A 12,563-nucleotide genomic window follows, 5' to 3' on the forward strand; every position below is an offset into this window, starting at 1 on the left:
ATAAGGGAAACTTTATGACGCAAAGCTATAGGGTCTTTAAAATGACAGCCAGTTACACTTTTTTAGTGTAACTGGTTTTTTGTTTTATTAGGGAGGGATTATGAAAAAAATTTTGATTTTTAGTTTTTTATTAGCAGCAACATCTATTAGTTATTCAGCATTAGAAAATTCTGCTGTAGAAAGTACAATGAATATTACAGCAACAATAATTAAACCATTAACAGTTCAAGTAGATGGTGCTTTAGATTTTGGTAATATCTTGGCTAGTTCAACTAGTCATGCTTATTCAAGTTTTACCGTAAAAGGAGAGGAAAATGCAAAAGTAAAAATATCTTTTGATAATTTATCTTCTGATGGATCTAGTTTTACTGTACCAATTTATAGTAATAATAAAGATTTTTTTAATATAACTTTTAACTGTACTGCAAAAAATAATCCTGGTAATCTTTTAAATCATACAAATAATACTATTATTTTAACTGATGGAGGAGAGAATACTTTAAGCATTGCTGCAACTGCACAACCTAGAAAAGATCAAACTCCTGGAAAATATACAGGACAAATTACTATGAGAGCAACATACGAATAAAAAAGAATCCTTATACAATTGTTGTATGTTGTATAAGGATTCTTTTTATTTACTTTTTCTTATTTCATCTACAACTTCTAATAAAAATTTTTTACATTGATCATTTTTAATTGTATAGTAAACATCATGAAATTGCGGTGATGGAAACTCTGCTAAAAGTATATTCATAACCATTCTATCTCTATAAATATCAGATCTATTTAAACTTCTTTCAATTTTTCTTAAACTCTCTTCATCATCTTCCAAAAGATTATCCACAATTGTATTAGCATTTTTAATTAAAATATCTAAATTTGTAAGTCTATCTCTTCTATTTCTAACTTTATTTTTTTCATAAAACGTTTTTCCTTTATTTAATTCTGTTAAAAGTCCAAATAAATTAAGCGTTGGATCTTTTTCTAAAATATTTAGTATTTTTCCATATATTATATTACTCTCTTTATCCTCTGGACTTTGGTTTTTTAAATTTTTTATATATTTTTCTGAAATTTTAATTAATATATCGTTCATAAAATTTTCCTCCATAATATTTTCTTAGACTTATAGTATAACATACTTTATAAAATATATAAATAACTTATAGATAATATTGCAATTATACGACATTCGTAGTATATACTATATTAAAACAATAGAGGAGGTTAGTATGTATGATACAATTATAATTGGAGGTGGAGCAGGCGGACTTACAACTTCAATTGGTCTTGCTTCTGCTGGAAAAAAGGTTCTTTTAATTGAAAAAGATCATTTGGGTGGTGAATGTACTTGGGGTGGATGTGTTCCATCTAAAAGTTTTATATCTGCATCTAAAACTGCTTCAACTTTGACAGAAGCTCTAGAAATGGCTCTTAAAAATGTTCATGCTATTGGCGATAGTGAACTCCCTCATATTTCTAACTTCAAAAATATAGATTTTGTAAAAGGTGAAGGAACTTTTATTGATAAAAATACTATTTTAGTTAATGGACAACAATATATTGGAAAATATATTGTTATTTCTACAGGAAGTTCACCTTTTATTCCTAATATAAAAGGATTAGATAAAGTTAAGTACTTAGCAAATCATAACTTCTTTTATGAAAAAGGTGATTATAAAAGCATTACTTTAATTGGTGCTGGAGTAATCTCTTTAGAGCTAGCTTTTCCTCTTAAAAAATTAAATATAGATGTAACTATTCTTGAAAAATCCGATATTTTTCTGCCTATGATGGAAGCTGAAGTGAGAGATTTTTATCTTAATAAATTAAAAGAAGCAGGAATCAATTTAATATTAAATTGCACATCTATGGAGATTGAAAATATAGATAATAATATTCTAATAAAAACTAATAATGGTGATTTTTTAAGTGAAAAAATATTTATCTCTGCTGGTAGAACTCCAAATATACAGAGTCTTAATTTAAATAAAACTAAAATTAAGTATGATGCAAAAGGAGTCTCTGTAGATGAATTTATGAGAACATCTGAAAAAAATATATTTGCAATTGGTGATATAGCCTCTTCTTTCAAATTTTCACATGTGGCTGGTTACCAAGGAGAAATTGTTGTGAGAAATATTCTTTTCCCATATATTATGAAAAAGATAGATTACTCTTTTATTCCTTGGACACTTTTTGGAGATATTGAAGTTTCTAAAGTTGGTTTAAATGAGGAGGATGCTCACAAAAAATATAAAAAAACCTATATTTATTCTCTAGATCTGAATAACGAAAGAAGTTTAATTACATTTGAAAAAGCATTTTTTCTAAAAATTATTTGTGATAATAGATTTAATATTGTCGGTGCTACTTGTATTGGTGAACGAGCTGGTGAAATTATTGGTTTCTTACAACTAATGATTGGAAATAAAGTAAAATTTTATAAAGTTATGAATTCTGTACAAGCATATCCAACATATACGTATTATATTAGAAATTTAGCTAAAAAAGCTTATATTGATTATCTAAGAACTTTTTTACCTTAAAATTTTAGGGATATTATTAAAATAATAATATCCCTTTTTAATTTTTATTTTATCTTGATAAAAAATTTTCTTTTATATTCTCTAATTTTTCTTTATTTAAAATTAAATCTAACCCTAATAAAGCTAAAGCTTTCCCTCCTAATATAACAGCTTCATCTCCTTTAATAGACCCAGCTGCTTTTGCAAATTCATGGGTATGACCAAAAACATTACAATCACAAATTTTTATATTAGGATGAATTGTTGGTATTATCTGACTCACATTCCCCACATCAGTTGATCCCATTCCTTTTTTTGAATCCATAGAAACTTCTACTCCTAATTTTTTCATAGTTTCTACATAAAGTTCATCAAAATATCTCGTTGGTATAAGATTATCAACTCTATTTTGGAAACTTGAGACCTTTACTCTACATCCTGTCATAAGTGCTGCACCGTTAGCTATAGCTTCTACTTTTTCTGTAACATCATCACACCCCTCTTTTGTCGAAGATCTAATGTAAAATCTAGCCTTAGTGTAATCTGGAATTATATTTGGTGCATCTCCTCCATGAGTTATTATTCCATGAATTTTTACATCTGATTTAACATGTTGTCTAAGTGTTGCAATTCCGTTGAAAAAATGTAGTAATGCATCTAAAGCATTTTTACCATTTTCAGGAGAACCTGCAGCATGAGATGATTGCCCAAAGAATTCAAAATCCAAAGGATTTACTGCTAAACTCTTCTTTGTTATTGAATGCTCGCTTCCTGGATGTATTATCATTGCAACATCCACCCCTTCAAAAAGATTTTCACGAACAAAAGAGCCCTTAGAACTTCCGTTCTCTCCTCCCTCTTCTGAAGGACAACCGTAAACGATAACTTCACCCGAAACATTATCTAATAACTCACCTAATCCAACTGCTCCAGCAATACTTATTGCTCCTATTATATTATGACCACAAGCATGACCTAGATTTGGAAGTGCATCATATTCAGCTAAAAAAGCTATTTTAGGATACTCTCCATTTTTAGATTGCTTTCTAGCTATAAACCCTGTCTCATGTCCTGCTATATTTCTTTCAACATCAAATCCTTTTTCTTCTAAAAACTTTGTTAATAAATCCGCTGCAAAATACTCTTCGTTTCCAATCTCAGGATGTTGGTGTATTTTTTGACTAAGATCTATAAAAATATCTCTATTACTATCTAAAAAATCTATTATTTTCTTTTCCATCTTATTCCCTCCAAAAGTTATCTAATCTCTTTTAATTTTAATTCTAAAATACAGCTATTGAAGACCCTTTATAATAATCATCTATTATTTTTTTATTTTCAGCAGTTTGATAAACTTCTAAAACTCTTTTTATCTCTGGTTTATTTTGATTATCATCTCTTGAAGCTATTATATTAAAATATGGCTTTAATCTCTCATTTTTAAAATCTTCAATAAAGATTGAATCTACCAATGGTGAATATCCAGCTTGAACAGCAACACCATTATTTATAGCCGCAACATCTACATCTTCTATTGATCTTGGAATTTGAGTTGCTACTAACTCAACTATTTTTATATTCTTTGGATTTTCTATAATGTCTTTAACTCTTGGAAAAGCTCCTGCATCTTTATTTACACTTATAAGCCCTGCATCCTGAAGTAAAAGTAGTGCTCTTCCACCATTTGAGCTGTCATTTGGAATAGCTACTACTGCTCCATCTTTTAACTGAGATAAATCCGTTAATTTTTTAGAATAAATCCCCATTGGAGCTAATACTGTATATCCTAAATTAACTATTGATAACTTATGTTCCTTTTTAAAATTGTCAAAATATATCTCTGTTTGAAATGCATTTATATCTATTTCCTTATCTTGAAGAGCCAAATTTGGTCTTATATAGTCTGCAAAATTTATAAACTTTAGTTCTATATTCTCTTTTGCAAGTTGGTCTCTTACATTTTCCCAGATTACATTTTCATCTCCATTAATTCCTAGTTTTACTACTTTTTTCTCTGTTGTTGATGAATCATCTGATGAGTTCCCACATCCTAAAAATCCTACTGTTGATAACACCAAAAATATAACTACCTTTAAAATCTTTAATATTTTCATAACTCTTTCCTCCCTATAGTTTTAATTTTTTATTCTAACGTTTTATTTTTTTTAATATTTTTTCTCCCGACCATTGTATAAAAGTTATCAAGCTTACCAAAATTATAATCGTTACTACCATGATATCTGTTTTAAAATGTTGATATCCATATCTAATAGCAAAGTCACCAAGACCGCCGCCACCAACTGTTCCTGCTACAGCTGAAAATCCAATTAAACTAACTGTAGTTATAATAAGAGCATAAATAATCTCTGGTAATGCTTCTCTCAATAATACTCTATAAATTATTTCAAACGGAGAAGATCCCATTGCGTAGGCTGCTTCTATTACTCCTGAATCAACACTTAATAATGCCGATTCTATTTGTCTTGCAACAAATGGAGCTGACCCAAATATAAGAGGAACAATTGCTCCTTTTAAACCAATAGTTGTTCCCATAAAAAACCTTGTTACAGGAATTAAAGCTGCTAATAAAATTACAAATGGAATTGATCTAAAAATATTTATAAATTTTCCTAAAATATTATTAATTAAACTATTTTCTAAAATTCCACCTTTTCTAGTTATAACTAAAACTATTCCCATAATTGTTCCAATTAATGTTGAAACAGTTCCTGCTATAGCAACCATTGTTAGTGTTTCTCCCATGGCACGAACCATTTCGTCTTGATACTTTATTACATTTCCTAAATAACTATATAATTTTTCTTCCATTTTTTAAAACCTCCACATATATTTGATTTTTATTTAAATACTCTATTGAATCTATAATATTTTTTTCATCTCCTCCTAGTTTTATAACTAAGTTTCCAATTGGAGTCTCTTTTATAATCTCTATATTTCCAAATAAAATACTAGCATCAATGTTGTACTCCCTAGAAACTCTTGAAATATAAGCTTCCTCTGTATTATTTCCAACATAAGATAGTTTTATTATTTTTTCATTTTGTTTAACTAACATATTTTCTAAGTAGCTATTTATTTTCTCTGTATTAAAAATAGATGATAAAAATCTCTTTGTTATTGGCTCTTTGGGTCTTGAAAAAATATTGATTACATCTCCTGCTTCTTTGATAATACCCTCTTCCATGACAATAACACTATCACAAATTTCTTTTATAACTTCCATTTGATGAGTGATAAGAACTATTGTTACTCCTAATTCTCTATTTATTTTTTTTAGTAATTTTAGAATAGAAACTGTTGTTTCAGGGTCTAACGCTGATGTAGCTTCATCACATAAAATCAAATTTGGTCTATTTGCTAAAGCTCTCGCTATTCCTACTCTTTGTTTTTGTCCTCCACTAAGCTGAGATGGGTAACTGTATTTTTTATCTTTTAATCCAACTAAATCTAAAAGTTCATCAACTCTTTCTTCTATCTCTTTTTTAGAAAGACCACTACCTTTAAGAGGGTATGCTATATTTTTAAAAACATTTCTACTTCTCATAAGATTAAAATGCTGAAATATCATTCCTATTTTTTTTCTAGTTTCTCTTAAATCTTTAGATTCTAATTTGTTTAAAATAACTCCATCTATTATAATTTCTCCCGAACTTGGTGTTTCTAAAAGATTTATGCATCTAAGTAGAGTACTTTTTCCAGCTCCCGAATACCCTATTATTCCAGTTATCTCTCCTTTCTTAAAATCAAAAGATAACTCTTTTAAAGCTTCAATACTTTGACCTTTATTTTCATAAGTTTTAATAATCTTCTTTAGTTGTATCATCTGTTCCTCCTTGTAATATATTATGAATTTTGAAAATTTAATAAAAAAAAGCTTGAGATTTAAAATCCCAAGCTTTATGTTAACAACTTTATTCCTTGGGAGCTTCTCATTTAGTAAAGCAAAAATGAGTTCGTCCCAAAATTAAAAATTAATTTTTGGTTCCAACTCCCATAGGCATCATCATATTCATCATTGTAGTTTTTGATATTAAATTGTATGTTGTCATCTCAACCACTCCTATAAATTTATTTTTAAGTATACTAACATATGAAAATTTTTATGTCAAATTAATTTTTTATTTTTTTATTTAACCTCTATATTTTTTATTATTTTTGCTGGATTTCCACCTATTACAACATTATCAGGAAAACTTTTCGTAACAACAGATCCTGCAGCTACTACGACATTATTTCCTAAGGTTACTCCTGGAGCTATAACAGATCTTCCTCCTATCCAAACATTATCACCAATTTTTACTGGCTTCCCAAACTCTTTTCCTGAATTTCTTTCCATTGGATCTATTGGATGTGTTGCAGAATAAATATGAACTCCCGGAGCTAACATAGCGTTAGCGCCAATTATAATTGGACAAATATCTAAGAGTAAGCAATCATAGTTTGAATAAAAATTTTCTCCAATTTCAATATTATATCCATATTCAACTCTAAAATTTGATTCAATATGTAAATCCTTTCCTGTTTTTCCTAAAAAGCTTTGAATCATTTTTTTTCTTAAATCATAATTTGTATCATCTGTTAAATTATATTCTCTACAAAATCTCTTAGCAGCCTCTTTATCTTTCACCAACTGTTCATCATTAGGGTTATACATTTCCCCAGCTATCATCTTTTCTCTTTCAGTTCTCATACCTCTCCCCTTTTGCTATATTCTATGATGCTTTAAAATACTTAACTTCATCGATTATTGTATCATATTTTTTTATTTTTAAATCATTTATTACTTTCTCATAATATTTTCTTACATCATCCCATTTATAATATGGTTTCATATTGCTTTCTATAGGAAAATTAATCTCCTTTTCATTGTAAAGCATTTTTACTAAAATATCATTTTTTTCATTTTTATAAAAAATCCACTGAATATTAACTCCCATTGGAGAAACTTCATAATCTTTCCAAATATTTTCAACGTTATTTAAATCATTAGTTTGCTTTGATGCAAAATCAATTTTTAATAAACTTGCAAAAGGAATCACTGTTTCTGCGTGAGCAAATCTTAAATTTGCTGCTATATTTTCATTCTTAATAGCATTTTCTGATGTTGACAAAAAATCTTCTAAAAGAGCAAAAGAAATATCCATTGGTAAATTTTGTCCCACACTACTTGGTCCTTTTTCTAAATACATTGATAAATTTTTATTAGCCCAAAAATATTTTAATTCTTCCTGTGTAAAGTATTTACTTAACCCTACATTTTCTCCTATATCATATTGATTTGTATATAACCCATATAAGTCTGTCGTAAATTTCAAACTATTTTTAGCACTTAACATATCTTTACTCTTAAAAATTCTATTAGTTATTTCAAGATATATTTTACTTCTATTTTGAAAACTATTTAACATAGTTTTCCAATCTCCATTTTCTTTAAATTCTATATATTCAAGGTTTAAATCAAAAAATCTTAAAATTGGATCTACTTTTTCATTTATTTTTGTTTTTACATTATCTTCTGAAATATTCTCTTTAAATGTTTTCAAAAATTCATTCATACTTTCTTGAGTTCTTTTTACATAAGTTGCTTCAGCTAAAATTTCTCTATTTTCTTTAAATACTTGAGGATAATTTTTATACATCCTCTTTCCTATTCCAAACTCCATATCCTTCCCTATTTGAGATAAAAGGCCATATTTTCCCTCTTCAGAATTTTTCAATTGTAAAACATCTTTTAATAACTCCTCACCTAAAGGTGTCAGCTCTTTTCTCTCACTAGCTTCTATTAATTCATTAAGAATTTTATCTATAGATTTAGAACTACTCAAATATCTTGCTCCATGTCTTCCTAAATGATTTATATAGAATGGTGTAAATCCCTCCGGTGCTTTCGTATAATTTTCATCTACTTTTACATAAAGAGTCTGACTTCCTAAAAAATTATTATCTTGTGCAAAATTAGATAAATACATCAATAGAAATAAAAAAAGACATTTTATTATTTTCATAATTTCTCCTCCCATATTAATAAATTCGTTTATCAACTATTCAACTTCTTTACGCTTTTTCTTTCTAAAAATTCAAATTCTATTTTTTGAATTTTTGGAATATTTTCTTTATTTAAAAGCTTTACAATACTTTCTGCTGCTAATTCCCCAGTTAAAGAGTTATAAAACTTTATTGTTGTAAGAGACGGAGAAATTAAATCTGAAATTTTATATCCACCAAATCCCACAATTGATACCTCTTCAGGTATCTTTATTTCTAACTTATTTAAAGCTTTTATTGCACCAAAGGCCATGTTATCAGTTGCACAAATTATACAAGTAGGTTTTCTTTTTTTCATATAGTTATAAATAAGTTTTTCTGTAGAGTCCATTGAAAAATCACTAATCTCTACATCAACCTTTATATTATTTATTAATATTTTATCTAGTACAGCCTTTTTTCTCACTATTCCAACTAATGTATCATTTTCATCAACACTTACATAAAGAATATCTTTATGATTAGAATTTAGTATATACTCTCCTATAACTTGTCCGGCTTTTTCTTCATCGTTAACTATACAATAAGTTTCTTCACAAATTTGACCTATAAAAAGCACTGGAATTTTACTTTTCTTTACAAAATCTTTATGTTTTTTTGTAACTTCTGTAGCTATCAATATTATTCCTTCTACATTTAATCTAGATAGATTCTCTAAATTAGCTATCTCTAAAGAAACATTATGATTTGTATTAATTATTAGAGGAATATACCCTAGTTCTCTTAGTCTATTATCTAAATTCATCAAAATAGTAGATGTAATTGTAGAATCTAAACATGGTACAATTACTCCTATAAATCTATTATTTTTTGCTTTTATTCCCCTTGCAAAAACATTTGGTTCATAATTATTTTCATTAATAACTTTTTCTATTTTTTCCCTAACACTTTCACTTACATAGCCATCATTAAAAAATCTAGATATAGTACTTTTTCCAACTCCTGAAAGTTCAGCTATCTCTTTTATTGTTAATTTTTTTTTCATTTTATACCGCCTATTTTTTTCATTAAGTAATTATAATATTTATTTTTTAAAAAAACAAAATTAATTTTTTAATGCTTTAAAATAGAAAAAAATGTTTTATTTTAAAAAGTAAAATATTATTTTAAAAATAATATATTGACTTTTTTAAAAAAATATATTAAATTTAACAATATGTGGGAACGGTCCCACATATAGAAAACTATTTTTATTTTTGGAGGAGAAATGGACTATCAAAAAATTGCTGATTTTATTATTGAAAATATTGGAAGTGAAAAAAATATCTCTACTATAGGGCATTGTGCAACAAGATTAAGAGTTGTTGTTAAAGATCAAAATATTGTTAATTTAGAAAATTTAAAAAAGAATCCTGATATAAAGGGAGCTTTTTTTTCAAACGGACAACTTCAAATTATCTTAGGACAAGGCGCAGTAAATAAAGTTTGTAGTATTATTTTAGGAGAAGCTCATATTGAGGAATCGTCTTTAGAAGATATAAAAAAAGATCAAGTAAAAAATTTAAATATTTTCCAAAGATTTGCTAGAACTTTATCTAATATTTTTGTACCTATTATTCCAGCTATCGTTGCAAGTGGATTATTAATGGGTGTTTTAGGTATGGGTAAAACATTTGGGTGGTTTACTAGTGATTCATCTTTATTTGAACTTTTAGATATGTTTTCTAATACTGCCTTTGTTTTTCTACCTATTATCCTTGCTTTTTCTGCTGCCAAAGAATTTGGAGCTAATCCATATCTTGCAGCTGCTCTTGGTGGAATTCTAATTCATCCTGCTCTACAAAATGCATGGACAGTTGGAAATGGAATTTCAGGCTATTTTACTCTATTTGGCATGAATTTTGCTAAAATTGGCTATCAAGGAACTGTTTTACCTATTTTAATTGCTGTTTGGGTTATGAGTATAATTGAAAAAAATTTAAGAAAAGTAATTCCCAATATGTTCGATATTATTCTAACACCATTCTTAACGATTTTAATAACAGGATTTGTAAGTATCACTTTAATTGGACCTTTAGGTAGGATTGTTGGTGATGGAATATCTTTTGGTTTAGAATATATTTATACAACTTTAGGAGTCTTTGCTGGTATTCTTTTAGGTGGAAGTTACTCATCTATTGTTATAACTGGAATGCATCATAGTTTTCATGCTATTGAAGCTAATCTTTTAGCTAATCCGAATATTGGTAAAAACTTTTTACTTCCTATTTGGTCTATGGCTAATGTTGCCCAAGGTGGAGCAGCTATGGCTGTATTTTTAAAAAGTAAAAATACAACACTTAAATCAATAGCATTACCTGCAGGACTTTCTTGCTTACTTGGAATTACAGAAGCCGCTTTATTTGGAGTTAATTTAAGACTTGGTAAACCATTTATTGGAGCTGTTATTGGTGGCGCCCTTGGCGGAGCATATATTACACTAACTAAGGTTACTATGAACGCTGTTGGTGTTACAGGAATTCCAGGTATATCAATTGTTCAACCTGAATCTATGTTAAACTATATCATTGCACTTTTAATAAGCTTTATTGGAGCAGGAATTGCTACAATTATTCTTGGATTTAAAGATGAGGTGTAAAATATGTGGAAAAATAAATTTCATATTTCTCCACCATTTGGGTTATTAAATGACCCCAATGGTCTTATCTTTTGGAATAACGAATACCATATTTTTTATCAATGGAATCCCAATGCTTGTGAACACGCTTCTAAACATTGGGCTCATTTAAAAAGTAAAAATCTAGTTGATTGGGAATCCTTACCTATAGCTTTATCCCCAAATGATTGGTTTGACAAAAATGGTTGTTATTCTGGAAGTGCCATTGAAAAAGATAATAAACTTTATCTGTTTTATACTGGAAATGTTAAAAATAATAACGTTAGAGAGAGTTACCAGTGTTTAGCAATCTCAACAAATGGTATTGACTTTGAAAAGAAAGGTCCTGTTATTCATGATAAAGATATTCCTAAAGAATATACTAAGCACTTTAGAGATCCTAAAGTTTTTATAAAAGATGGAGTTTATAAAATGGTGCTTGGGGCTCAAAGAGTTGATTTAACTGGAACTATAGTTGTTTTTTCGTCTCATAATTTAATTGATTGGAGTTTTGAGCAAGAAATTATCAATGGAAATTTCGGATTCATGTGTGAGTGCCCAGATTTTATTGAGGATAAGAAGAATAAGGCTCTAATTTTATCACCTCAAGGAATTAAAGCTGATGGAGATTTATTTAATAATAGATATCAATCTGGTTATATAATTAGAGATTTGTATGATATCGAAAAAAATGATTTCATTGAACTTGATAGGGGATTTGAATTTTATGCGCCTCAAACATTTAAAGATGAAAATAATAAAAATGTTTTAATTGGCTGGATAGGCATGCCTGAAGAATTAGAGCATCCATCTATCGAAAAGGAAAATTGGGTACATTCTTTAACTATTCCAAGAGTATTAGAAATTAAGAAAAATAAGATTTTCCAAAAACCACATAATAATTTGAAAAAATTAAGAAAAGAAAAAATTGTAATGGAAAATATATATTTAGAAAATACTATTGACCTTTCAAAATATAATATTCTAGGAGATGCTTATGAGCTTATAATATCTTTAGGCGATTTTTCTAAAGATATAGAAATTGACTTAAGAAAAAATGGAAATGAAAGAACTACTTTTTCTTTTGATTCTATTAAAAAAAAGGCATCTTTAAATAGAAATTTTTCTGGTTACGGTTATAAAGGGATTAGAAAATGTTATCTTAAAGATTTAAAAAAAATACATATTTTTGTAGATAAATGTTCTGTTGAAATATTTTTAAATGATGGAGAAGAAGTCTTTACTGGAAATATCTATCCAAATAAAGATAGTTTAGGTATTGAAATTCGAAGTAAAATGTTGTTTACTATACCTAAGATAGAATTTTATAAATTTTAATTGGAGGATTTTATGAAACTAGGAGCTATTGA

At 27.8% G+C, this 12,563-nt stretch carries 12 protein-coding genes; 4 read left to right on the forward strand and 8 right to left on the reverse strand.

Annotation, left to right across the window (positions count from 1 at the left end; all coding sequences use genetic code 11):
- The first annotated feature begins 100 nt into the window (after positions 1-100).
- Positions 101-589: a hypothetical protein gene (locus HMPREF0202_RS03245; protein ID WP_023051955.1), complete on the forward strand. Its 489-nt coding sequence runs from the start codon at positions 101-103 to the stop codon at positions 587-589.
- Positions 590-634: 45 nt separating this feature from the next.
- Here HMPREF0202_RS03245 and HMPREF0202_RS03250 read toward each other — a convergent pair whose 3' ends face one another.
- Positions 635-1,099, reverse strand: a complete 465-nt coding sequence (locus tag HMPREF0202_RS03250) for a hypothetical protein (protein WP_040406231.1) — start codon at positions 1,097-1,099, stop codon at positions 635-637.
- Between the two features lie 136 nt (positions 1,100-1,235).
- On the opposite strand from HMPREF0202_RS03250, the gene HMPREF0202_RS03255 reads away from it, so the two are divergent.
- On the forward strand, positions 1,236-2,552 hold the full coding sequence (locus HMPREF0202_RS03255; protein ID WP_023051957.1) for a dihydrolipoyl dehydrogenase family protein: 1,317 nt from the start codon (positions 1,236-1,238) through the stop codon (positions 2,550-2,552).
- A 49-nt stretch (positions 2,553-2,601) separates the two neighbouring features.
- On the opposite strand, the gene HMPREF0202_RS03260 is transcribed toward HMPREF0202_RS03255, so the two are convergent.
- From HMPREF0202_RS03260 to HMPREF0202_RS03290, 7 genes are all read right to left on the reverse strand, one after another.
- Positions 2,602-3,771, reverse strand: a complete 1,170-nt coding sequence (locus HMPREF0202_RS03260) for a M20 family metallopeptidase (RefSeq protein ID WP_023051958.1) — start codon at positions 3,769-3,771, stop codon at positions 2,602-2,604.
- 43 nt (positions 3,772-3,814) lie between these two features.
- Positions 3,815-4,645: a MetQ/NlpA family ABC transporter substrate-binding protein gene (locus tag HMPREF0202_RS03265; RefSeq protein ID WP_023051959.1), complete on the reverse strand. Its 831-nt coding sequence runs from the start codon at positions 4,643-4,645 to the stop codon at positions 3,815-3,817.
- A gap of 34 nt (positions 4,646-4,679) precedes the next feature.
- Positions 4,680-5,360 carry a methionine ABC transporter permease gene (locus tag HMPREF0202_RS03270; protein ID WP_023051960.1) on the reverse strand — a complete coding sequence of 227 codons (681 nt, stop codon included), beginning with the start codon at positions 5,358-5,360 and terminating at the stop codon, positions 4,680-4,682.
- A complete protein-coding gene (locus HMPREF0202_RS03275; protein ID WP_023051961.1) occupies positions 5,341-6,375 on the reverse strand; it encodes a methionine ABC transporter ATP-binding protein in 1,035 nt (344 codons plus the stop codon). Before HMPREF0202_RS03275 ends, HMPREF0202_RS03270 begins: the two co-directional genes overlap by 20 nt.
- 303 nt (positions 6,376-6,678) lie before the next feature.
- Positions 6,679-7,242, reverse strand: coding sequence for a sugar O-acetyltransferase (locus tag HMPREF0202_RS03280; RefSeq protein WP_023051962.1), 564 nt, complete (start codon positions 7,240-7,242; stop codon positions 6,679-6,681).
- Between the two features lie 22 nt (positions 7,243-7,264).
- Complete coding sequence (locus HMPREF0202_RS03285; RefSeq protein WP_040406233.1) at positions 7,265-8,557, reverse strand: histidine-type phosphatase; 1,293 nt, start codon at positions 8,555-8,557, stop codon at positions 7,265-7,267.
- Between the two features lie 32 nt (positions 8,558-8,589).
- Entirely contained in the window at positions 8,590-9,582 is a 993-nt protein-coding gene (locus tag HMPREF0202_RS03290) for a LacI family DNA-binding transcriptional regulator (protein WP_023051964.1), read from the reverse strand.
- Between the two features lie 222 nt (positions 9,583-9,804).
- Here HMPREF0202_RS03290 and HMPREF0202_RS03295 point away from each other — a divergent pair, with 222 nt between their 5' ends.
- Both HMPREF0202_RS03295 and HMPREF0202_RS03300 read left to right on the forward strand, forming a co-directional pair.
- A complete protein-coding gene (locus HMPREF0202_RS03295; protein ID WP_023051965.1) occupies positions 9,805-11,175 on the forward strand; it encodes a sucrose-specific PTS transporter subunit IIBC in 1,371 nt (456 codons plus the stop codon).
- A 3-nt stretch (positions 11,176-11,178) separates the two neighbouring features.
- Positions 11,179-12,531 (forward strand): glycoside hydrolase family 32 protein, encoded by a 1,353-nt coding sequence (locus HMPREF0202_RS03300; RefSeq protein ID WP_023051966.1) that lies wholly within the window; start codon positions 11,179-11,181, stop codon positions 12,529-12,531.
- Positions 12,532-12,563 lie beyond the last annotated feature (32 nt).

The sequence above is a fragment of the Cetobacterium somerae ATCC BAA-474 genome (assembly GCF_000479045.1).
Lineage (GTDB): Bacteria > Fusobacteriota > Fusobacteriia > Fusobacteriales > Fusobacteriaceae > Cetobacterium_A > Cetobacterium_A somerae.